The following is a 23680-nucleotide window of genomic DNA, read 5'->3' as shown; positions in this document are numbered from 1 at the left end:
TTTAATTCTCACCACTTAATAAGTATACTGCTTGCTTGTTTAACATTTGTGCAACCTGAACTACTTGGTCCCTCGTTACTGCATTAATTTGGGCTGTTTCATCCTGCGTTGGCAAGCCAAGTAATTGGTTTGCCAACCGCCGACCAAGGATATTTCCAGCCAAGTCATTACTGGACAAGTACTGGTTAATTAAGCCGCTCTTAACCTCTTCAAATTGTTCATCCGTAAACTGACCATGCTGGAGTGCGAGTAATTGCTGGTCAATTAGCTTTTCTACCCGTGAAGCCTGACGGGAGTCAATCCCCGATTGAACACTCAAAAGACCATTAAACGGCATCAAGCGACTAGCAGCATAGTATGCCAAGCTGGCACGTTCACGAATATTAACGTACAGCTTTGAATACGGACTACCACCAAAGAGGTCATTAAAGACCAGTCCGGCATAGTACAGTTCTTTTCCACTATAGAGTGGCAATTGGTAACCAAGGTTCAGCTTTGCTTGACTAACTGGCTGGTACTCAACCTGCCGTTGAACCTGCTTATATAACGGCTGGTGATATAGCACTTCCTGGTGGTTGATTGTCCGGTCAGCAAACGGCATCTTAGCAAACGCGGCCTTCACTTGCTCCGCATCAACATCACCAAGGAAGAGAATATCAACCCGGTCGTTGGCAATCATTTCCTGGTAGGTTTGGTAAACACCAGCAGCGGTTAGTTTATCAATTTCTTGGCTCCGACCGAAGCTTGGTACCCGCATCACTGTACCATCGCGATAATAAAGGTCCAATAACCGCCGAGCAGCCCAGAATTGTTTATCATCATAGTAACTATTAATCGTGCTCTTTAGGTTAATTGCCTGCCGGTCAAATGTTTCCTGGTCAAACTGACCATTATTAACTAGCGGGTTAAACAGAATCTCGTTAATTAATGCGACCACTTTTTCAAATAATTCACTGTTTGCTAACCGGTCATTAATAAAGCTAGCCTTAAGGCGGACACAGTGAAGCCGACCAACCCGAGTAACACCCATGCTAAGGTAAGTACCATACTGCTTAGCTAACTGGTCAGCCAGCGCTGTTTGGGTTGGGTATTTCTTGGTACTGGTTTCCAATAAATTAGCCAGGAGGTTGCGCGCCGTCGCATTATCAAATGTTTGCGGCGTCGCAAAATTAATTAGGATTTGGTTCATATTGAACTTCTTGCTTGGAACAACGTCCAAGTTAACCCCCGAAGCGAGGTTGTAATGCATGAAAATCATACTCCCTTTACGAATATTCGGTTGCGTACTGAATAATGATACGTTAAATAGTAGCCAATTTCAAACTATTCCGTGGTATTGAAAGCTGTGGCACCAACCTGGTTGAATGAGCTCGCTTCACCAAGCCACGGGATATGCTCTGCGATGCTTAAAACTAACACAAAATGGCCCCAAATCAAATCCTCGTCCACTAAAAAAGCCTACGGACACCTCATTTTGGTCGCCAGTAGGCTTAATTATTTTTTAGTCATTATCGGATCCTAGGTAGTTACTGTTGGAGCCGAACCACTTTTCGTTAATCTTTCTTAGCTGACCATTCTTTTGGAGGTTACCAAGGCCACGGTTAATCTTCTTCCGTAATGTCTTGTCACCCTTCCGCATTCCGACACCAAAGTATTCAGCAGGTAATTCTTTTGTATCATATACCCGGTATGAATTCTTGTCCTTTTGGTGGTTAACGTAGTAGTCAGCATAAACTTGGTCCATTAGGATTCCCTGAATCCGGTTGGCGTTCAAATCAATAAACGCATCTGGGAACGTATCATAGAGAACCGCCGACTTATTTTTAATTTTATCCTTTAATAGCTTTGGCTTAGCGTCAAGTACGGATTGACCAGTCGACCCGTTTTGGACCCCGAGGGATTTTCCAGCCATGTCATTCAGGTTGTTAATGTGGCTGCTCTTCTTAGTAACCAGAACTTGCCGGTTCTTTAAGTATGGGCGGCTAAAGGCAACCTTCTTCTGTCGGTCAGGGTTGATTGAGTAACCATTCCATAATAGGTCAATGGTCCCATTTTTCAGCTCTGTTTCCTTCATTGACCAGTCAATGGTTTGAAAGTCAACTTTAATCCCGTATTGCTTGAAAACTGCCTTTGCAAGGTCAATATCGTAACCAACTAATTTACCATTCTTTTGCCGGAAACCCATTGGAACAAAGCTGTCGTCAAGGCCAATCGTAACCTTTCCCCGCCGTTGGATTCGTGACCAGGTGTCCTGGGTATTAGCACGCGTGGTAACACTCTCACACCCGCCAAGCAAGAACATCGGAACGACGAGGAGCAGCAGCAACCAGATTGCTTTAATCTTTTTCATATGCCTCTTCCTCTCTTCCGTAGTTAATTTTCTTGGTTCTCAACATCTTGCACCTGGTTAAGGGACTTGTCCAAGGCCTTAACCTTCAAAATGTCATCAGCAATTGTATCCGCAAACGTGAAATCGTGAGTAACAACCAGTTGGGTCATTCCATCCTTCTTTAGGCCCAAAATAATCTTGGCGACTTCCTTCCGCATGGTTGGGTCTAATGCGGATGTTGGTTCGTCATAGCAAAGGATCTTCGGCTTCATTGCTAATGCCCGCGCAATCGCAACCCGTTGCTTTTGCCCACCAGAAAGTTGGTATGGGTACAGGCTGCCCTTATCATCTAGTCCTAATTCATCAAGTAATTCCTTTGCTTCTTTTTCAGCCGTTGCCTTATCCTTCTTAAGGACCATTGTTGGTGCTAACGTAATGTTTTCCATTACGGAAAGGTTAGGAAAAAGGTTGTAATCTTGGAAGACAACCCCAATTACCCGGTCTGTTTCTTCATTTCCTTGGGGGTCAAAGGCCTGACCATCAATCAAGAATTGACCACTATCGGCAGTTTCCAAACCGGTGATACACCGCAAGAGGGTCGTTTTACCGGCACCAGAAGGACCAACAATACTTAAAATTTCACCATCTTTAACTGTCAGGTTAACATTATCCAAGATTACCCGATTGCCAAAGCTCTTTTTTAAATTCTTAACTTCTAACATTGCGACCCCTCCTACTTAAAGTAAGCATACCGTTGTTCAACCTTCCGCAGAACAATGGTGCAAATTCCGACAAGGATTAAGTAAATCAAACCGACTAACAGTAATGGTACCAAGGTAACGTCCCGTGAAGTTGCTACGTTTCCGGCCCGGAGCAAGTCACCAAGTCCAATTACGTAAACTAATGATGAATCCTTTACCAGGTTAATCACTTCATTCCCAATTGACGGGATTACAATCTTAACCACTTGGGGAATTACAATCTTACGGAGTGTTTGCCAGTAGTTCAGCCGTAGCACACGAGCCGCTTCAAATTGTCCTTCATCAATGGCTTGAAAACCACCACGGAAAATTTCAGCAAAGTATGCGGCGTAGTTTAGAATGAAGGCGACTAAAGCAGCATCGTAACGCTGGAAGACAATGCCAATAATTGGTAAACCATAGAAAACAAAGATTAATTGCAGTAATAATGGCGTCCCCCGCATCAGCCAAACATAAATTTCTAGGATCCACTTTAATGGCCGAATCTTAGAAATCAAACCGATACTAACAAGGATCCCCAGCGGTAAGGAACCGATTAACGTCCAAAAGAAGATCTGTAGGGTTAACGACGCCCCCTGGAATAATGACGGTAAAATTGATGAAACATATTGCGCAGACATATAAATTTCCTCCTTCTCTTCACTGAGCGAATGGTGTAAACAAAAAATCCTCTAGAACTAATAACTAGTTCTAGAGGACGAATCAATCGTGGTGCCACCTCTTTTTGTGGTTACTTCACAATAACCACCTCAGCAAGTTCACTTTACTTTCACTAATGAAATGGTAAATAAAAAACACCCTCGAGCCAAACTGGCTACGAGGGCGTTTCCGCGGTTCCACCTCATCTTATCAGCTCCCTCACGAAAGCTGACCTTAGTGAGTTCATAAAATAAACTCCGTGCTGTAACGGGCGACCCCGGACCTTCCTACTGGAATTCAGAAGATCAACTCACAGATGTGATTCAAGTGCTTTAGCAGGTCTCTTCCCATCAACCGAGACTCTCTTCGCAACTAAGAACACTTTACTAGTCTGTTCATTGTCATTCGCTTTATTGATTGTTTACACAATACACTCATTATATTTTAATGTCAAGAACAATTAAGCAGTTTTTTCACTCGTTGCCCATGAATATAGTGACTGGATTGGCCAGTACAGGACGACGAAGTAAATCAAATTCAGTGCTAAAGTCGGCGCTAATGAGAATGCTAAGTAGTCGCCAAAGTTAACACTCGTAATCCCAACCATGTAGTACGCACAATAATTAACCGTTGCAAAAACAACAATATCAATAAAGAAGATCATAATTGCTGTTAAAAACGAGTCACTGAAGTAGTGCGCTAGCAACCTGGTTAGTGCCACAATACACGGAAATAGAACCATGTATAGACCGAGAACACCAGAACTGTAAAGGTCCGCCACGACTCCGGCCGCAATTGAAAACGGAATTAACGGGATATCAACCCCATTTTCAAAGAAATATGACAGCACTAACCATAAGAGCACCAATTCACTCATCATCGAATATGGGAAGCGGAAAAAGAGTGGTGCCCAGACATGGCTAAGTGAGCCATCCAAAAACAGGCAGACAAAGAGACCGATTGGGAAAACATACTTTAATCGTGATAGTCGATACATCAGTAATCACTCCCGTGCAGTGCTTTCGGCAACAGTCACAATGTTAATGTCGTTAAAATTGGTTGCGGGGGTTATATAAACCTTTTGGGCCAGTCCATAATCATCCTTGCCAACCCGTGCAACCTTACCAACATACAGGCCCTTAGGGGTAACGCCACCCATTCCGCTGGTAACGACCCGGGTACCCTTAGTAACCTTCGCCTTCGAACTTACCTGTCCCATCACTAACTCATTCCGGTTAGCATTGTATCCGGTAATAATTCCGTTAACGACCTGGTTGCCCTTGCCACCAATTGAAATGGCAAAACGACTTGACGCCTCGTTAGTGTCACTTAATAGTTCAACCTTACTGTTAGTCTTATTAACTTCAACAATTCGGCCGATTAAGCCACCATCACTCATTACCGGCATATTTTTCTTAATGCCGCTTGATTGTCCCTTGTTAATTACTAACTGTTGTTGCCAGGACGATGGTGTCCGCATTAAGACGGCCGCAGTTACCGTGTCATAGTCCGTCATTGACTTCTTCAACTTAAGTTCTTGCTTAAGCTGTTTGTTTTCATGGGCAAGAGTTTGGTCACGCACCTTGGTTTGTGCCAATTCCGTAACTTGTTGCTTTAATTCACGGTTCTCTGAATAAGTATTCATCAAATCATTTACCGAACTAAAGCTCGTTTGCAACCAGTTGACTGGCAACGCCACCGCACTATCCGCAAAGCCAACAATATCGTTGCCGAATTGTTGGATCAACGGCGGTGTGTTGCGCCGGTTCCGCATTGTAACTGACCCAGCCATTAGGCCAAAGCAAACGACCAGAATTACCACAATGATAACCAACCGGCGATTGGAAAAGAACTTTTGCATGATAATCCTCCATTGTGGGCAAGATAATAAAAGGGGGCTAGACAAAACAAATCGTTTTGCGACCAGCCCCGTCTATCACTAGCCAAATCTAATGATATATATTTTACTACTAACCAGTAGCTTCCTAAATCATTCTCTATCTACTTCTTCATTACATCAATGCTCTTCAATGATTCACCGGTACCAATGGCAACACAGTCAAGTGGATCATTAGCAATAAAGACAGGCACCTTGGTTACGTCAGCAATCACGTCAGGTAAGTGCTTCAGTAAGGCACCACCACCGGTCAATACGATCCCGTGGTCGATAACATCAGCTGCAATTTCTGGAGAAGTTTCTTCAAGAGTACCCTTAATGGCGTTGATGATATTTTCAACAACATCTTGGAGAGCAACGGAAACGTCCTTAGCGGAAACTTCCATCGTCTTTGGCAAACCAGTAACCAGGTCCCGGCCACGAACTTCAGTTGTTCCCATTTCTTCAGCAGCAGGTACTGAAGCAGAACCAACGTCCCACTTCAGCTTTTCTGCTGTCCGTTCACCGATTAAGAGGTTCATATTTTGACGAACGTACTGTGCAATGGCATCGTTCATCTTGTCACCAGCCATCCGGATTGACCGACTAGAAACAATCCCACCAAGTGAAATGGTAGCAACATCAGTGGTCCCACCACCAATATCAACAACCATACTACCAGTTGGGTCCATTACCGGCAGGCCGGCACCGATGGCGGCAGCAAATGGTTCTTCAATTACGTAAGCATCACGTGCACCAGCGACACGAGTAGCATCAATTACCGCCCGCTTTTCAACTTCAGTAATTCCACTTGGTACACAAACCATTACGTATGGCTTACCATTTGAATTACCCAGTGCCTTGCCAATGTAATACTTCATCATTGCGACGGTAGTGTCGTAGTCAGCGATCACACCGTCCTTCATTGGACGAATTGCAACAATACTTTCTGGTGTCCGCCCAATCATGTCCCGTGCATCACTACCAACAGAAATTACTTCGTTTGTCTTTGCGTTACGAGCAACTACTGAAGGTTCACGGAGAACGATTCCTTTACCCTCAAGGTAAACAATCGTGTTAGCGGTCCCCAGATCGATTCCAAGATTTTTGGTTCCGATTCCTAGCAATCTGCTTCTTCCCTTCGTTTTAAGACTAATAATCTATTTTATCCAATATCGTTGATATTATACCATAGCCATGGTTCACATACGAACTTAAATATACATTAATTAGCGGACGAAGGCGAAACCTACACGGATAAATTAAACTTTTCTTTACCTTTCACCGTTTACCTGCTGTTCCTCCCGCCAACTATAATAACGGTCCTGACCAACGATTAAAAAATCTAACATCTGCAAACCCAGCACCTGGCAGCCGTGTTCTAGCCGTTTAGCAAAGCTGTTATCCTGTGGCGATGGCTGAACATCCCCCGATGGATGGTTATGAACCATCACAATCCCGGTTGCCGATCGGCGAAGAGCGGCAGCAAAAATGCGGTCCGGATAGAGCATACACTCACTCCGACCACCGCGGAATAAGGTTGTAATGTCAATGATGTCATTATGAACGTCAGTAAACGCAATTGCCACACATTCCTGCTCTTCTTGGCAAAAATGATCAATCATTTCCTTACCAAGAACGTGACTAGAGTAAGCATGCCCGCAAAGCTCATGGTGACTGCGGGCAACCAGCTGTCCAAGTTCAATTCCCGCAATTAGGGACCGCATTTCCGGCCCCCAGCTTAATACTGTTTCTCGTTCCTCTTTTGTCATCTGTTTTACACTTAGCGGCGTTGGAAAACATTCCCAGAATTTTAAGAAAAGCTCTTCACCGCGTTCAATTGTATCAGCAGGGATACTCCGTACTAATAAGTCGAGGTACTCTTCACTTATTGCTTTTGCCATCTTTATCATTCTCCTATTTTTCGGTCTAAATAATAAATACGGCAAAATTCTTAATTGTCACTAAATAAATGTCGAACTTCTGAAATAAAGTACAGTGACCCGGTCACAATCATTACATCTTCACTGCTGAGCTGACTGGCAATCTCTTGGAAGGCCAACTGCCACTGCTCATTAACCTGAATTGGGTAGCGTGCCGGAACCTCCTTTGCGACGGTGGCCAGGTCTGCACTTGGTCGCTTGGGGCCGGGGCCGGCAAAGTGGGTGACTGTGATATGGACATTGCCCAGACTGGCTAATTCGCCGAGCATCAAATCATACTGCTTATCGGCCAAAATTGCGACGAGCAAATAAACATCCCGGTCACTGAAGTCGTCCTTAATCGTCTTGACCAATGCCTGAACCCCCGGCAGATTATGGGCACCATCTAGTAAAACAAGTGGCGAATCATTGACAACTTCCAAACGTCCAGGCCAACAGGTGCTAGCAAGTCCCTTTTTCAGTGCCGTCCGGTCGACGGGCAGGTGCAAACTATTAAGGAATTGCTGGGTAGCCATTAATGCAACTCCGGCATTTTCCACCTGGTAGTCACCACCCAGGCCTAATTGGCAGCAAAAATTAGGCAGCCCTGGTCCCTGGTACTTAATTTCGGCATAAAAGTGGTGGGACTTTTCTTTGCTAATCTTAAAATCATCCCCCAGCGCATACACGGTTGAATTCAGCTTAGCAGCCGTTGAACGGACAACCCGTTCAGCGCTTTCCGGGAGGTTGCCGATTACAACCGGCTTTCCATCCTTGATAATTCCCGCTTTTTGCTGAGCAATCTCTGCCAATGTGTTACCTAGGTACTTCATGTGGTCCCAGCCAACGGTTGTAATCACACTCACCGCCGGAATGATGACGTTGGTTGAGTCAAACAGACCGCCAATTCCCACTTCCAGTAATACTACATCCGGTTTCTTTTCGGCCATGTAGCAAAACATAATGGCTGTATCAATTTCGAATTCGGTTGGCCCGCCTTCTGGCAATTCCTGGTCAAGTTTGGCTACTACCTTTGCTACCCGGTTAGTTAACCGGACCAGGTCCTCATCACTGATCTGCTTGGCATTATACTCAATTCGTTCGTTAAAGCGGGTAATAAATGGTGAGGTAAAGCTTCCCACGTCAAGGCCGCTTGCTAACAGCATCGACCGCATCATGGCAACTGCCGACCCCTTGCCATTCGTCCCCGTTACGTGAATATAGCGAAGGCCATCCTGTGGGTTCCCTAATTCAGCTAAAAAGCGGCGCATCCGTTTTAAGGTTGGAATCTTCTTAAACTTAGTCCGGCCGTGAATAAAATTTAATGCTTCTTCATACGTCGAAATCATTTTCTTGCTCCTTTAACTTGATAACGCGGTATGCAAACGAGGCCCACAGCCTGGCAAAGCCAAACTCCGGACCTCGTTTTGTGCTCAGCGGAACTTTAGTTATGTTCCCGATTCATTTATTAAGCATTTTCCAGTGAAGTAAGACGGTCCTTGGCTGCCGCAAGCTTTTCTTGCCATTCAACAGCCTTTTGCTTTTCAGCTTCAACCACCTTTTCTGGCGCATTTTCAACAAACTTCTTGTTACCAAGCTTCTTGTTGGAACGGTCAACTTCCTTTTGCAACTTAGCGATTTCTTTTTCCATCTTGGCCTTTTCTTCATCTAGGTCCACCAGTTCAGCCATTGGGATGAAGACCTCGGCCCCTGCCAGGATGCTGGACATTGCCAACTTAGGTGCTTCCACATCGGCTGCAATCTGCAGGTCAGCTGGGTGGCAGAAGCGGTCAATGTAGTCGCGGTTAGCATTCAGCATCTCCTTCAAGTGGTCATCCTTAGTCTTGACCAGGATATCAACCGGCTTTGACATTGGTGCATTAGCTTCATTCCGGATTGTCCGAACAGCCTTGATCATTTCAATTAAGCTGTCCATCTGTTCAGTTGCTGCTGGATCATCCAGGTCCGCATTAACCACTGGGTACTTGGCAATCATGATTGACTTGCCTTCGTGTGGCATTGATTGCCACAGCTTTTCAGTGACAAATGGCATGATTGGGTGGAGCAACTTCAGGGTTTGATCCAGGACGTAACCCAAGATGTTCTTGGTGTTGGCCTTTTCTTCATCTGTCCCGTTGTTCAGCTTTTCCTTGGTCATTTCAATGTACCAGTCACAGAAGTCATTCCAGATGAAGTTGTACAGGGCACGACCGACTTCACCGAATTCAAACTTCTCTGACATTTCATTAACCTGCTTAATGGTGGCATTCAACCGGCTGAGAATCCAGCGGTCGGAAAGGTCCCACTTATCCTTAGCAGGCAGAACTGGTGCCGACATCTCGCCAAGGTTCATGATTACGTACCGGCTAGCATTCCAAATCTTGTTAATGAAGTTCCAAGCGGCATCCATCTTCGTGTAAGAGAAACGGATATCTTGACCTGGAGTTGAACCAGTAATCAGGAACCACCGTAAAGCATCAACACCATACTTCTTAATAACGTCCATTGGGTCAATCCCGTTACCAAGGGACTTACTCATCTTCCGCCCTTGTTCATCACGAATTAAACCGTGAAGAAGAACATTCTTGAATGGAGCCTTGCCAGTGAATTCCAGTGATTGGAAGATCATCCGGGAAACCCAGAAGAAGATAATGTCATAACCGGTAACCAGGGTATTGGTTGGGAAGTAGCGCTTAAAGTCAGCTGCATCGGTATCTGGCCAGCCCATCGTTGAGAATGGCCATAGGGCACTGGAGAACCAAGTATCTAAGACATCACTATCTTGTTCCCAGTTTTCAGCGTCTTTTGGTGCTTCCATTCCAACGTAAACTTCCCCGGTCTGCTTATTGTACCAAGCCGGGATCCGGTGTCCCCACCAGAGTTGCCGGGAAATAACCCAGTCATGAATGTTCTCCATCCACTGGGTAAAGGTATGCTCAAACCGTTCAGGGACGAAGTTAACCCGGTCGTCAGTCTTTTGGTTCTTTAATGCCATTTCGGCCAGTGGCTTCATCTTAACAAACCACTGGGTAGACAAACGAGCTTCAACTTGAACACCGGTCCGTTCAGAGTGACCAACAGAGTGAACAATTGGAACAACCTTTAGCATGTAGCCTTGGTCTTCCAGGTCCTTCACGATCGCCTTCCGTGCTTCAAACCGGTCCATTCCTTCATACTTACCGGCATTTTCGTTCATTGAGGCGTCTTCGTTCATTGTGTTCAGTTCTGGTAAGTTGTGGCGCTTACCAACCTTAAAGTCGTTCGGGTCATGGGCAGGGGTAATCTTAACCATCCCAGTACCAAAGTCAGGCGTTACGTAACTGTCAGCGATGATTTCAATTTCACGGTTAACCAGTGGAACCTTGACCTTCTTACCGATCAGTTCCTTGTACCGTTCATCATCAGGGTGAACCGCAACAGCTTCATCACCAAACATGGTTTCAGGCCGGGTAGTGGCGATTTCAATATAGTCCTTACCGTGGAAAGTGGTGCCATCAGTGAATGGGTACTTAACATGGTAAAAGGCACCCTTGTCATCCTTGTGGACAACTTCGATATCAGAAAGAGCGGTCCGTGCTTGTGGGTCCCAGTTGATAATGTAAGTTCCCCGGTAAATCAGGCCCTTCTTGTAAAGTTCAACAAAGACCTTCCGTACCGCCTTGTTTAACCCCTCATCCAGTGTGAACCGTTCACGGTCATAATCAACGGAGATCCCCATCTTAGCCCATTGCTTGTGGATAATATCGGCATATTCATCCTTCCAGTCCCACACCTGTTGGACAAACTTTTCCCGGCCAAGGTCATAACGGGAGATACCCTGTTCGCGTAACCGCGCTTCAACCTTTGCCTGGGTAGCAATCCCGGCGTGGTCCATTCCAGGAATCCACAGCACGTCATAACCCTGCATCCGCTTTTGACGGATAATGATATCCTGCAAGGTTGTATCCCAGGCGTGACCAAGGTGCAGTTTCCCCGTAACATTCGGCGGTGGAATAACGATTGAGTACGGGTGGGCCTGCTTATCACCACTTGGTTTGAAGAGGCCCTGGTCAATCCACCATTGGTAACGACCAGCTTCAACAGCTGTTGGATCATACTTAGTTGACATATCTTTTTCTGCCATTGTATAACCGCTCCTTTCACTTTCTCTTCTAAAACTTATCTCATTTCGTAAGCACTGACGAGACGAATAAAAAAGTCGTCCTACCATCTCTGATAGGACGACTTGCTCGCGTTACCACCTAAATTGGATAGCCACCTGGCTACCCCGCTCAATCATTTAGTAACGGTAATGAACCGGACCAGCCTACTAAACGTTCAGCCAGTCAGCTCCCGAGCTACATTCACGAATTAACAGCGAGGCCTTCTCAATTAACGGCCCTCCCTGGACACTGCTTAATCCACTACTATTTCGGTCATTGCTTATTATGCTTGTATGATAGCTAAATAATTCCCTAACGTCAAGCAGAGATTTTAAAGTAATTCTGCAAAAACGTCTTCATTCTGGTTCAGGAAATCTTCACCTGGGTGGATGTTGGTAATCTTGATCCCGTCAAGCGAACGTTGAATCAGGACATCAATATCAAGGTGCTTTTCATAAAGCCGCGCCTTCTTTACGCTTGGCTTGGTCTTTGGCGACGGTGGTGTAAAGACGGTGCAGCAGTCCTCGTATGGCAAGATTGACAGGTCATAAGTGCCGATTTCTTCAGCAATCTTGATGATTTCGGTCTTGTCATAAGAGAGGACTGGCCGTAAGACTGGATAGTTTGTTACATCTTCAATTGCCAACATGCTTTCCATTGTTTGTGATGCTACCTGACCAAGCGATTCACCATTAAAGATTGCCAGGCCATGCCGTTTTTCCATGATGGCCGTTGCCAATCGCAGCATCATCCGCCGCTGGATCGTCATCAGGTAACCTTCAGGCACCTTTTCCTTAACCGTTTCCTGAATTTCAGTAAATGGCACCTCAATGAACTTAATGCTTCCTGAATACTTGGCTAGCTTTTCGGTTAGCTGCTTAGCCTTAGCCAAAGCCTGCGGACTAGTGTACGGAGGACTGAAGAAGTGAACCATCTCCATGGAGACACCACGTTTCATCCCTAAGTAGGCGGCAACTGGTGAATCAATTCCTCCGGAGAGCATCATCATTCCCTTACCGGCGGTGCCGACCGGGAGACCACCTGCCCCCTTGATTGTTTCACTGGATAAGTAGATCCCATTAAGCCGGATCTCGACCCGGATAGTTAAGTCCGGGTGGTGAACATCAACTTTTAACTTGTCCGGGAACTTGGTTAGCAAGTCACCACCAAGCTTATCGTTCATTTCAAAGGTGTCAATTGGGAATTTGTGGTCTGAGCGCTTGGTTTCAATTTTAAAGGTAACTGGTTCCTTCACTTGCTCTTCGACCATTTCTTCCGCCGCCTTTGCAACCGCGGCAAAGTTTTTTTCCACCTTGATCGATGGTGAAAAATTTTGAATACCAAATACATCCTTGAGGTGCTTCATTACCTCATCATAGTTAGCCCCATTTAATTCAACATGAAGCCGGTCCTGCTGTGCGTGAACCTTTACCTGGTCAAATTTGTGGAGGGCGTGACGAACATTGTCACCAAGGCGGTCAATAAATGATTTTTTATTATGACCCTTGGTGGAAAGTTCACCGTACCGCACCATAATTTCAGTGTATTGCAAGTATTTTCCTCCTTCCGTCTACTCCTTAATCAATAATTTTCTTGAAGCCCGCGTATAATTCGTCAAAGACACGGTTGAATTCATCCGCTTCTTCTAACGTGTTCTGATCGCCAAGGCTGATTCGAACAGCACTCGTCGCTTCGTTTTCGGGTACCTTCATTGCAGCTAGAGTACCTGCTTCAGCATGCTTCTTTGAAGAACATGCGCTGGTTGTTGAAATATAGATACCCTTTTCCTCAAAAGCGTGAACAATGGTTTCACCACGAACACCAACAATCGCAAAGCAAAGCACATGAGGTGCAAAGCCCTCCTGACGACCAGAGAAAATCTTCACGTGGTCAAACTGCTGAAGGTAGTCATAGATTTTTTCCTTAATTGCTTGCTCCGTCTTAACCGTCGTCGCTTCATTTTCTTTCACCAGACGGATTGCCCGGGCCATGGCGACATCCCCGGGTGTATTTTCGGTTCCACTCCGCATTGTCCGCTCCTGGCCACCACCAGCAACCAGTGGCTCAAGCTTTCGACCGCTCTTCACGTAAACAAAGCCGGTCCCCCGTGGTGCATGAAATTTGTGCCCTGAGAAGGTTGCAAAGTCGACCCGGTCACTGAAGACAATGTCATCAATTCCCTTGCCAATTGCCTGAACGGCATCAACCATGTAGTGGATGTTTGGGTAATCCTTTAATATTTCCCCCACTTCCTTAATGGGTTGGATCGTCCCAATCTCATTATTAACAGCCATAATTGAAACTAAGATTGTGTCTGGACGAAGAGCAGCCTTAACATCTGCCGGGTTAATCCGTCCTTCTTTATCAACTGGAAGGTAGGTCACATCAAAGCCCAGTTCTTCTAACTGTGCCATTGAGTTACGAACAGCAGCGTGTTCAACCGACGTGGTAATAATATGCTTACCGAACCGTCGCTTAGCCATGGCGGTTCCCTTAATCACCCAGTTATCACCTTCTGAGCCGCCACTAGTAAAGATGATTTCACTTGGCTTTACGCCTACCAGCTTGGCAATTTGCTGCCGGGCTTGTTCTAATAGATTCCACGCTTCTTCACCGAAGTTATGCAGGCTGCTGGGATTCCCCCAGATCTTCTTGCTTACCGTGTCATAGGTAGCTAGTACTTCCGGCGAAATCTGTGTTGTCGCGCTATTATCAAAATAGATCATCGCTCTTGCTCCTCTGATAATTTCATCTGACGGTCATCAACCGGCTCCTTGCCGGCAGGAAAATGGTTCGACGCTTTCTTAAAGCAACTTCATATTATAACAAAGACCGGAGCTGTGACACAACCCCGGTTAGGGCCTGCGACGCGAAGCTAGCCTATCTGGTATGGCTAGCATAGGGCGATCGTTAGCACGGAACGGGCTAGCAATTGTCCGCAGCTAGACACTAAGGCGCTGGGGGTGTAGCACGCGATATCTCTGTAATATTCGGAGCTAAAAAACAAAGGGATTGTGGCAAAACCGAGTTTTGTCACAGTCCCGACCGTCAACTATTTAATTATCTTCATTATAGTAGCTATCTTCAATCCGTTTAAATGAACCTGGTTCAACCTCCTCAAGGGCGGTCCCAATCTTTTCAAGGCTCTTTGCATACTTATAGTCACTGAACAATTGTCGTGACTCAGTGGCGGCCTTTTCGATTCTTTCATTATCCGCAAAACGGTTAGCATATTGAAGAAGGCGTTCCGTCAGTTCTGCACTATCACGAAGGTCATTTGTCTTTTCCCGCAGCGTTTCAAGGTCCGCTTCAACCATGATCAATTGCTTAGTAACATCATCCATGTTGATCTTATACTGGTGGAGTTCGGCGGATAATTTCTTAATCTCATCCGTTACACCCATGAAGTAATCAATGTAGTCTTGCGAAACTCCCGGTAAGTTTAGTTGCTCAACTTGCCGCTTAATTGTCCGAATATCAACGGAGTACCGTTGGAGCATCTTCCGGGCACGAAGTTCATCAGTCTGCAGTTTTGCAACCTCATCGTTGATTTTCTTCTGCTTCTCTTCAATTGCAGTTAGCTCTTTTTGGTTTGCCTTTTCAACCTCAATTACCTGACTGAAGATTACGGTATGTTCCTTAACCGCCTTTGCATCCCGCTGGTAATCCTTATCAATTGACTTAATCTGTTCGTCAAGGCGCCGGGCGGACTCAATTTCATTATTATTAAACGTATAGCTAAGGTTAAGTCGCTTTAATTCAGCCGTTAATTCACTATTTTGCCGCCGAGCGTGTGGAATGAATTCACTCATCGTCTTCATTAGGTGAAGGGCTTCCGGCTTTGCATCAATTTCCTTTTGCATTACGCCGTATAAGTTATCAATCTCTTCACTAAGGTCCTTATTAGACTGCTTAACAACATCGACCTGTAAATCATTTAATTGCTTAACGGTTTGCCGTAGCTTTTCTTGCAGCTGTTCAATCTTTTTATCTAAATCTTTTTCAGTAAAGTTGTAATGCTGGTTGGTTAGCGTCTGGTAACCACTCTTTAATTCAGAAAGCTGGTCAGGGAATTCGGTGACTAATGGCCGGTACAACTTCGGAATTACTTCTAGTAAGTGGGCAAAATGATCATTATCGGTTTGCAGTTCATTTAAGATTTCTTGTGCGGCTTCGAGGTCACCTTTGTGGGTAAGGTCAACAAACTTCGCATATCGTTGCTCTAACTTGGTTAAGCGTTCGTTTAACTCCTTAACCGTGTCGCCATATTCAAAACTCTTATCGTCTAACTTTTGGTGGAAGTGGCGGTAGCGTTTTTCAATCTGGTCGACTGCTTGATGGTGCCTTTTTTCTTGCTGCTGCAGCTTTTGCAGTGCCTGCTGAATCTTATTTACCTGCTCACTAGTGTTACCAATGGCTTCACGGTAGTCATTAATAGCAGAATTGATGGTCAGCAATTGGCTAGACCTAGCAGCAGCTAATAATTCATCACCCTGTTGTGGCAACTTTTTAATTGCTGGCGCTACCTTGTCATCATATTTTTTTTGCAAGTTAGCAAGTTCTTCTTTTGACTCGCCGATTAGTTGCATCTTGCTTGCAGCTGCTAGCTGGCTGCTCAGATTTTTCTTCGTTAATTCATCACTAACGGACTTTAATTCGTTAATTTCTTTTAATGCTCGCCGCTGGAACCAAACGACCACGATTAAAAGTACTAAGACAATTATTAAAACTGCAATTAAAATTTGAAACATTAATTACCCCACCTAATCATTTAACCGGTTGACAAGAACCATCACCGGTCATAAGCTTCTTAATTAAAATTATAACATAGTCACTAGCACTTGCCGGTGCTTATTTAAGGGAGGCAAAATTATGGAAAATTACCATTTAATCAGTGACCAGTTAAATGCACTGCTAACGGGTGAGAAAAATCCCATCACAGTCCTTGCCAATGCAAGTGCACTGGTTAACCAAACCGTTACCAATCTCAACTGGGTAGGGTTCTACCTATATGATCACGAGCATGATGAACTTTATCTCGGCCCGTTCCAAGGACAGGTTGCCTGCATGCATATCCCGCTCGGCCATGGCGTTTGTGGGGTAGCCGCAAAAGAAGTTCAACCACAGGTGGTTCCTGATGTTACCCAGTTTCCGGGTTACATTTCCTGTGACGCTGCCGCCAAGTCGGAACTGGTTATTCCTTTAACCGATAAAAGTGGCGAGTTATTTGGTGTTTTTGACCTCGATGCGCCAGTAAAAGACCGGTTTGACCAGCAATTAGTTCGCACAATGAAAGAAGTTGCCCAAATTATTAGTAAAGTCATTGACGAACCAGCTTAATACATGGTATTCTGGATCTTGTGTAAAATAATGCAGCAGTGAGGGGCAAGCTCGTCAACAGACTGGTGCCAAATGGTGTTTTTAGTAACCCAGCTGCAAGGGTGAAAAATTCAAATCAGCCTGCACGAATGTCAAGCTCACATCGGATTATTTTACTCCAACAAAAATTATTGGAGGAATTCATTTATGTCTCGTTATACTGGTCCAAGTTGGCGTGTATCACGTCGTCTTGGCGTTTCACTTTCAGGTACTGGTAAGGAATTAGCTCGTCGTCCATACGCTCCTGGTGACCACGGTCGTGATCGTCACGGTAAGCTCTCTGAATATGGTACGCAACTTCGTGAAAAGCAAAAGCTGCGTTTCATGTACGGAATGACTGAACGTCAATTCGCTAACCTCTTCGTTCGTGCCGGCAAGATCAAGGAAGGTACCCACGGTGCTAACTTCATGGCCCTGTTGGAACGTCGTCTTGATAACATGGTTTACCGTTTAGGTTTGGCTACTACCCGTCGTCAAGCTCGTCAACTGGTTAACCACGGTCACATCACTGTTGATGGCAAGCGCGTTGACATTCCTTCATACGAAGTAGACGTTAACCAAGTAATCGGTGTTCGTGAAAAGTCCAAGAACCTGGACATCATCAAGAACGCTGTTGACGCTGTTGTTTCACGTCCTTCATACGTTGACTTCGATGCCGACAAGCTTGAAGGTAAGTTGAACCGTATCCCTGCCCGTGAAGACATGGATGCAGATATCGACGAAGCCCTTATCGTTGAATTCTACAACAAGTAATCTTAAGTGGTTACTTAACAAAAAAGAGTCCGCTGGTGCGGGCTCTTTTTTGTTTACTACTTTTGCAAAGCAAAGGCTAAGTAATTGCTAGTCGACAAGTCTGGTTGAAACCGGTAGCCGCCAACTGTGAACTTCTTTACCCCGGCAAGATCACTAACCTGATTTTCCGCCAGGTACCGGACCATCGTCCCTCTCGCCATCTTTGCCTGGGTCGCCTTTTGCTTGACCTTACCGTTAACGACCTCACCAAAGACGCACTTAACTAGGCGGCGGTGGCCGGTTAAGTATGGACTCACTGCCTTTTCATATTCTGCCGAAGCTAGGTCAAGGACAAGACGGTCATCACGAAAAAGCTCATCAGCTAACCGTGAGCCCCAAAGTTCATACAAGTTGTGGGTCCCATCAACGTTTGCACGGTCCCCCATCCCCAGACGGTAAGGGACAATCCCATCAAAAGGTCGTAATATGCCATAAAATCCAGACAAGATTCGCAAATTTTGTTGGATATATCTAAGGCCGGCATCCGTAAAAACATCTGGTGCCATGTGTTGGTATTGTAACCCCGTAAACGCGATAATCGCTGGCGTTAAGTTATTTTCCAGGTCCATTTCCTGAACCCACCGGTAATTTTTATCCGCCAGTCGTTTGCTGCAGTTCCACCAGAGATGGTGTAATTGTTCATAGTTCAGTGTCCGCATCCACGCCAGTATTTCCTTTGTTTGCCCAATAAATTGCGGTAAGTCCTGGTACTGAAACGAATCAAGATCAACTGTCATCGTCCGTGCTGGCGAAATAATAATTTTCATCAAAGCCCACTTCCTTGGAGTTGTCTGACAAGATTTTCTGTTTACTCTAATGTTACAATAAAACCATTATTATTTTTAAGGAGGAATTATTTGTGCCTGAAGAGAAAAAAACAGCCGTAGAACAACGACTTGATAATACCGTTTATGGCACCCCCAAAATCAAGCCCGATGAACAGCGTAAATACCTCGGTACTTTTCGTGAACGGGTGTGCCTGACTATCAGTGTGGCCGAATTGCGCGAACAAAATTGGACGGAAGCACTAACCAGTGAAATTAATAAAAAAATTGGCAACCTCGTCTTCATCAACGGTAACCTTCCCCACGAAGAAATTCACCCTTATATTCAGGCAGCCACCAAGGCTGGTGCAGCCTTTACGTTAAAAACCGAACCAGAGTTTAAAACTAACGCCGATTCACTAGCGGTGGTCGTCGCAGGAAAAAGTGCAGTTTACCAGTCACCCGTTGACGTAAAAAAGCGCTATCCCCAGTTTACTGGTGACAGTTCAACCGGAACGCCCACTACTACAGAAAAGAAGGGTGGATTTTTACATCGACTCTTTCACCGGGAGGGACAATAATGGAACCACTTGCTTACCGGATGCGCCCACAAAGTCTCGATGAGGTTGTCGGTCAGCAACACCTTGTGGGACCCGGAAAAATTATTTCACGGATGGTCAAGGCACGAATGCTATCATCAATGATCCTGTATGGTCCGCCGGGTACGGGTAAGACCAGCATTGCCAGTGCGATTGCTGGTTCAACTAAGTATGCTTTCCGCAAACTTAATGCCGCTACCGACACCAAGAAGGACCTCCAAATTGTTGCAGAAGAGGCCAAGATGAGTGGTACCGTCATCCTCTTGCTTGATGAAATTCACCGTCTTGATAAGTCAAAGCAAGACTTCCTTCTCCCCCACCTCGAAAGCGGCCGAATTATCTTAATCGGTGCGACAACCGAGAACCCGTATATCAGCATTAATCCTGCAATTCGTAGCCGGACACAAATTTTCCCGGTCTACCCACTCAGTATCGATGACATCAAGGTTGCGATCGCCCGGGCATTAACTGATAAGAAGCGTGGCCTTGGCAAGATGCCAATCGTTCTTGAGGCAAACGCGGAAGAGCAACTTGCCCGAGCAACAAATGGCGATTTGCGGAGCGCATTAAACGGGCTCGAGCTTGCTGCCAAGTCAACTGACCCGGGTCCAGATGGTAAAATCCACTTAACCCTTCCTGTAATTGAAGAAAGCGTCCAAAAAAAGGCACTTACTGCCGATAAGGATGGTGACGCCCACTATGATGTTATTTCCGCCTTTCAAAAATCAATCCGGGGTTCGGACGTCGATGCGGCACTCCACTACCTTGCCCGGTTAATTGAGGCTGGCGACCTAACTTCGATTGCCCGGCGCCTGATGGTAATTGCTTACGAAGATATCGGCCTGGCTAATATGCCGGCGGTCCAACGAGCAGTGACGGCTGTCCAGGCCGCACAACAAATTGGCTTCCCCGAAGCACGGATTCCACTGGCCGACGTAGTGATTGAACTATGCCTTTCACCAAAATCGAATTCCGGCATCATGGCGGTTGATAAAGCAATCGGTCAGGTTAAACAAGGTGGCTATGGTGACGTTCCTGCCTACCTCAAGGATGCCCATTACAAGGGAGCCAAGAAGCTTGGTCACGGGATCGATTACCAGTTCCCTCATGATCATCCACAGGATTGGGTTGCCCAGCAGTACCTTCCTGACCGCATTAAGGATGCACAGTATTACCAGCCAAAACAAAATGGCCGCTTTGAACAAGCACTTGGCAACCAATATTGGCAACTACGCCGCGCACAGAAACAGTCATTAAATGGTCAACACCATCCGACGAAATAATTGCCTATTTGGGTAAAGAATGCTAAGATAAAAATTGAAAATTCTGTGGTGTACGCGTTGTCTAAACGCAGGTTTGCCTTACAGTCTTTTTACTTTGGGACTAGCGTCATGTTCTTTTCTACAACATGCCTTTTCACTTGGTAGTTGGCGACTGAACAACCGTGTCCCACCTGTTTTTACATACAGGTCAACACTGAATGACAATTAACGGCACTAACGGAGTTTTCGTACATATGAAGGGTTGCGACATTTCGCCGCAGCCCTTCAATTTTAAACAAAGGACTTACCACTATGCTTTTACCTATTTTCGTCACCCTGTTTGGCCTAATTGCCCTCTTTGAAGGGATCTTCTTCTTATCCCACCTGCATAAACCCTTCATGATTTTTGACCCAACCACAAGCAAGTTTATTGCTAGTCAGTTGAAAATCTGGGGCGTCATTATGACCGTTATCGGTGTGGTAACAATTATTGCCGCCTGGACAAATAGTATTGCTTTTATTGTCATCATGGTCATCATTGGTTGTATTTTAGAAACTCAGATGGCTTTTTCCATCACTAGTGAATTTCGTTCAAAGTATCACTAAGATGCTTTACCGTGGTGACGGTAAAAGTGTATAATAATGGTAAACAAGCTTAAGGAGGCACTATTATGGCACAAACATACAAACACATCTTGGTCCCAGTTGATGGATCTGCGGAAGCTGAATTAGCCTTCAAGAAGGCCGTCGCCGTTGCAAAGCGTAACGGGGAAGATGCAGAATTACGGCTGCTCCACGTTGTTGATACCCGGGCTTTCCAAAACATCTCAAGCTTTGATACCTCAATGGTTGAACAAGTTACTGATACAGCTAAGAAGACGCTTGATAAGTACATTGATTACGCCAAGGAACAAGGCGTCAAGAATGCCAGCTACTCAATCGAATACGGTGCGCCAAAAACAATCATTGCCCGTGACGTTCCTAAGGAAATGGGTGCGGATTTAATTATGATTGGTGCTACTGGGTTAAACGCGGTTGAACGGATTTTAATTGGTTCCGTTACTGAATACGTTACCCGGACCGCTATCTGTGATGTTCTGGTTGTTCGGACCGATTTAAACAACAAGTTAATCACAAACCCTAAGAAACAAAACAAGCGTTAAGCTTAAGGCAAAATAATATTTAAATGCTTCATAATTCGGTGTTCGCCTTACTTATGAAGCATTTTTTGTTATCAAAGGAGGCTGGCACTGCGTGGAAGTAAAATACGAGCTTGTCAAGGAAACATTGCGAAAAGAAATCCTCAACGGAAAGTACCAAATTAACGAAAAACTACCAACCGAAAGCAAACTAATGGAGCGGTTTAACGTTTCTCGCTACACCATCAGAAGAGCTGTTGGTGAACTCGAAAATGAACACTACATTTACCGGATTCAGGGTGGTGGAATGTTTGTCCAGGATTGGCAACGAAACTGGTCAGCAGATGATACCAACAAGCTAATCGGCGTTATTTCAACTCATATGGCGGACTACATTTTCCCGCCAATCATTTCAGGCATTGATAGTATCCTTTCTGAGAAGGGCTACTCATTGATTGTTGGTAACACTCTTAATAATCACACCCGTGAACGGCAGTCCTTGCTTAACATGCTCGACCTGAAGATTGCGGGGTTAATAATTGAGCCCACCCAGAGTGCTCTCCCAAACCCCAACCTTGACCTTTACCAGCAAATTAAGGACTACCAGATTCCCACTATTCTGTTCCATGCTACTTATCCGGAGGTTGACTTCCCTAGCCTGCTTGGTGAAGACGAAGTGGCTGAACGAAACCTGGTCAACTACCTCTTCAGCCTGGGACACCACCGGATTCTTGGAATCTTTCAAATTGATGACCGCCAGGGTGCAGACCGTGAACAGGGTATGATCCGTGCTTACCAGGAGGCAGGAATCCCCGTTACCGATAGTGAATTAATCATGTACCAGTCAACTGATAATATCAATGCCATTTTGCAACGGGTTGACCAAGTTTTCCAAAATGCCAATCACCCAACCGCAATCGCCTGTTATAATGACCACTTAGCAACGACAATTATCGGTCATTTGCAACGGCAGGGAATTAAGGTGCCACGTGACGTATCAGTAGTCGGCTTTGATAATTATGAATTAGCGCAAACGCTAGAACCTTCCCTGACCACCGCAAACCACCCTAAGCGGCAGCTCGGGGAAGATGCCGGGAAAATGATGCTTAAGTTAATTAATGGTGAGCCCGTTGAATCAATTACCTACCCGGCCCCGCTGGTTAAGGGAACATCCACCCGCTCAATTAAGGAGGAACCATAGTGAACACTAAAACAAATTTAATCACCCTTGCTGATGGTCAGCAAATGCCCCAGGAAGGGTTCGGCCTGTACAAGGTAACTGGTCAGTCAACAATCTCTGCCGCGGTAGCGAGCGCTTACCGTGCTGGCTACTGTCTCTTTGATACTGCCCAGTTATATAAAAATGAAGCAGAGGTTGGGCAAGCGCTAACCGACCTGGAAGTTCCCCGGGAGGAATTGTTTGTCACTACCAAGGTGGCGGAAGAAAATCAAGGCTACCAGCAAACAATTGACTCAGTTAAGGACTCCCTTCATAAGCTGCAGCTGGATTATGTCAACCTGTTGATGATCCACTGGCCAATCGAACGGGCCTTCTTCGACAGCTGGGCGGCACTCCAAGAATTGAAAAAGCAGGGACTTACTAAGTCAATCGGGGTCAGCAATTTCCAAATGATCCACTTGCAATACTTAGCAACCCAAGCGACTGAGATGCCGGTTGTAAACCAGATTGAACGCCACCCACGGTTAAACCAAGCGCCACTGGTCAAGTTTGACCGTGACCACCACATTGTTACCCAGGCGTGGAGTCCACTTGGTCGTGGGACGATCCTCAACAACCCGGTACTACGGGAAATTGGCGCACACCACCACAAGTCCCCCGCACAGGTCGTTCTCCGTTGGCACCTGCAAAGTGGTGTCTCTTTTATCCCAAAGTCCGTCCACGAGGCGCGTATTAAGCAGAACATGGACATCTATGATTTTGAACTTTCTGACGAAGAAATGGCCAGAATTAACGGGTTAAACGACTTTCACCGAACCGGTAAGGAGCCAGCACTCGTTTATGAATATAATAAGAAGTGGTAACAAAAGCCCGTTAACGTTAGTCAATCGACGAAC

General features: G+C 45.5%; 22 protein-coding genes and 2 other annotated features. Of the genes, 8 read left to right on the top strand and 14 right to left on the bottom strand.

The window, feature by feature from the left end; all coding sequences use genetic code 11:
• Position 1 precedes the first annotated feature (1 nt).
• The 13 genes from yfmF to ezrA all read right to left on the bottom strand — a co-directional run bounded on the left by yfmF (position 2) and on the right by ezrA (position 16420).
• Complete coding sequence (yfmF, locus tag QOS07_RS01920) at positions 2–1249, bottom strand: EF-P 5-aminopentanol modification-associated protein YfmF (RefSeq protein WP_283587316.1); 1248 nt, start codon at positions 1247–1249, stop codon at positions 2–4.
• 252 nt (positions 1250–1501) lie between these two features.
• The gene (locus tag QOS07_RS01915; protein ID WP_283587315.1) at positions 1502–2350 is read right to left on the bottom strand and encodes an amino acid ABC transporter substrate-binding protein; all 849 of its coding nucleotides are present in this window, start codon (positions 2348–2350) and stop codon (positions 1502–1504) included.
• A 23-nt stretch (positions 2351–2373) separates the two neighbouring features.
• Positions 2374–3051, bottom strand: coding sequence for an amino acid ABC transporter ATP-binding protein (locus QOS07_RS01910; RefSeq protein WP_283587314.1), 678 nt, complete (start codon positions 3049–3051; stop codon positions 2374–2376).
• Positions 3052–3062: 11 nt separating this feature from the next.
• Positions 3063–3710 carry an amino acid ABC transporter permease gene (locus tag QOS07_RS01905; RefSeq protein ID WP_283587313.1) on the bottom strand — a complete coding sequence of 216 codons (648 nt, stop codon included), beginning with the start codon at positions 3708–3710 and terminating at the stop codon, positions 3063–3065.
• A gap of 70 nt (positions 3711–3780) precedes the next feature.
• Positions 3781–4137: a binding site (T-box leader), on the bottom strand.
• Positions 4138–4189: 52 nt separating this feature from the next.
• Positions 4190–4726, bottom strand: coding sequence for a rod shape-determining protein MreD (mreD, locus tag QOS07_RS01900; protein ID WP_283587312.1), 537 nt, complete (start codon positions 4724–4726; stop codon positions 4190–4192).
• Between the two features lie 6 nt (positions 4727–4732).
• The gene (gene mreC, locus QOS07_RS01895; RefSeq protein WP_283587311.1) at positions 4733–5590 is read right to left on the bottom strand and encodes a rod shape-determining protein MreC; all 858 of its coding nucleotides are present in this window, start codon (positions 5588–5590) and stop codon (positions 4733–4735) included.
• A gap of 140 nt (positions 5591–5730) precedes the next feature.
• Positions 5731–6732 carry a rod shape-determining protein gene (locus QOS07_RS01890; RefSeq protein ID WP_283587310.1) on the bottom strand — a complete coding sequence of 334 codons (1002 nt, stop codon included), beginning with the start codon at positions 6730–6732 and terminating at the stop codon, positions 5731–5733.
• A gap of 147 nt (positions 6733–6879) precedes the next feature.
• The gene (locus QOS07_RS01885; protein WP_283587309.1) at positions 6880–7509 is read right to left on the bottom strand and encodes a JAB domain-containing protein; all 630 of its coding nucleotides are present in this window, start codon (positions 7507–7509) and stop codon (positions 6880–6882) included.
• A gap of 50 nt (positions 7510–7559) precedes the next feature.
• On the bottom strand, positions 7560–8876 hold the full coding sequence (locus QOS07_RS01880; protein WP_283587308.1) for a bifunctional folylpolyglutamate synthase/dihydrofolate synthase: 1317 nt from the start codon (positions 8874–8876) through the stop codon (positions 7560–7562).
• A 119-nt stretch (positions 8877–8995) separates the two neighbouring features.
• The gene (locus tag QOS07_RS01875; protein ID WP_283587307.1) at positions 8996–11650 is read right to left on the bottom strand and encodes a valine--tRNA ligase; all 2655 of its coding nucleotides are present in this window, start codon (positions 11648–11650) and stop codon (positions 8996–8998) included.
• Positions 11651–11740: 90 nt separating this feature from the next.
• Positions 11741–11955, bottom strand: a binding site (T-box leader).
• A gap of 45 nt (positions 11956–12000) precedes the next feature.
• On the bottom strand, positions 12001–13221 hold the full coding sequence (gene thiI, locus QOS07_RS01870) for a tRNA uracil 4-sulfurtransferase ThiI (protein WP_283587306.1): 1221 nt from the start codon (positions 13219–13221) through the stop codon (positions 12001–12003).
• Positions 13222–13246: 25 nt separating this feature from the next.
• On the bottom strand, positions 13247–14395 hold the full coding sequence (locus tag QOS07_RS01865; protein WP_283587305.1) for a cysteine desulfurase family protein: 1149 nt from the start codon (positions 14393–14395) through the stop codon (positions 13247–13249).
• Positions 14396–14725: 330 nt separating this feature from the next.
• Positions 14726–16420, bottom strand: coding sequence for a septation ring formation regulator EzrA (gene ezrA, locus QOS07_RS01860; RefSeq protein ID WP_283587304.1), 1695 nt, complete (start codon positions 16418–16420; stop codon positions 14726–14728).
• 121 nt (positions 16421–16541) lie between these two features.
• Between ezrA and QOS07_RS01855 the strand changes: the two genes are divergently transcribed.
• Together QOS07_RS01855 and rpsD are read left to right on the top strand one after the other, a co-directional pair.
• Positions 16542–17009, top strand: a complete 468-nt coding sequence (locus QOS07_RS01855; protein WP_283587303.1) for a GAF domain-containing protein — start codon at positions 16542–16544, stop codon at positions 17007–17009.
• A 186-nt stretch (positions 17010–17195) separates the two neighbouring features.
• The gene (gene rpsD / locus QOS07_RS01850; protein ID WP_003715925.1) at positions 17196–17801 is read left to right on the top strand and encodes a 30S ribosomal protein S4; all 606 of its coding nucleotides are present in this window, start codon (positions 17196–17198) and stop codon (positions 17799–17801) included.
• A 56-nt stretch (positions 17802–17857) separates the two neighbouring features.
• Here the strand turns inward: rpsD and yaaA are convergent, their stop codons facing one another.
• Positions 17858–18607: a peroxide stress protein YaaA gene (yaaA, locus tag QOS07_RS01845; protein WP_283587302.1), complete on the bottom strand. Its 750-nt coding sequence runs from the start codon at positions 18605–18607 to the stop codon at positions 17858–17860.
• A gap of 92 nt (positions 18608–18699) precedes the next feature.
• On the opposite strand from yaaA, the gene QOS07_RS01840 reads away from it, so the two are divergent.
• The 6 genes from QOS07_RS01840 to QOS07_RS01815 all read left to right on the top strand — a co-directional run bounded on the left by QOS07_RS01840 (position 18700) and on the right by QOS07_RS01815 (position 23647).
• Positions 18700–19185 carry a YueI family protein gene (locus tag QOS07_RS01840; protein ID WP_283587301.1) on the top strand — a complete coding sequence of 162 codons (486 nt, stop codon included), beginning with the start codon at positions 18700–18702 and terminating at the stop codon, positions 19183–19185.
• The gene (locus tag QOS07_RS01835; RefSeq protein ID WP_283587336.1) at positions 19182–20486 is read left to right on the top strand and encodes a replication-associated recombination protein A; all 1305 of its coding nucleotides are present in this window, start codon (positions 19182–19184) and stop codon (positions 20484–20486) included. The genes QOS07_RS01840 and QOS07_RS01835 overlap by 4 nt, the downstream gene beginning before the upstream one ends.
• A gap of 291 nt (positions 20487–20777) precedes the next feature.
• Positions 20778–21071 (top strand): hypothetical protein, encoded by a 294-nt coding sequence (locus tag QOS07_RS01830; RefSeq protein WP_283587300.1) that lies wholly within the window; start codon positions 20778–20780, stop codon positions 21069–21071.
• A gap of 65 nt (positions 21072–21136) precedes the next feature.
• On the top strand, positions 21137–21628 hold the full coding sequence (locus QOS07_RS01825) for a universal stress protein (RefSeq protein WP_283587299.1): 492 nt from the start codon (positions 21137–21139) through the stop codon (positions 21626–21628).
• Positions 21629–21719: 91 nt separating this feature from the next.
• Positions 21720–22805, top strand: a complete 1086-nt coding sequence (locus tag QOS07_RS01820) for a GntR family transcriptional regulator (RefSeq protein WP_283587298.1) — start codon at positions 21720–21722, stop codon at positions 22803–22805.
• Positions 22805–23647: an aldo/keto reductase gene (locus QOS07_RS01815; protein ID WP_283587297.1), complete on the top strand. Its 843-nt coding sequence runs from the start codon at positions 22805–22807 to the stop codon at positions 23645–23647. Before QOS07_RS01820 ends, QOS07_RS01815 begins: the two co-directional genes overlap by 1 nt.
• Positions 23648–23680 lie beyond the last annotated feature (33 nt).

It is taken from the genome of Limosilactobacillus viscerum (assembly GCF_947387525.1).
Lineage (GTDB): Bacteria > Bacillota > Bacilli > Lactobacillales > Lactobacillaceae > Limosilactobacillus > Limosilactobacillus viscerum.
The sequence above is the reverse complement of the archived record's forward strand: the minus strand, read 5'-3'. Positions and strand labels throughout refer to the sequence as shown.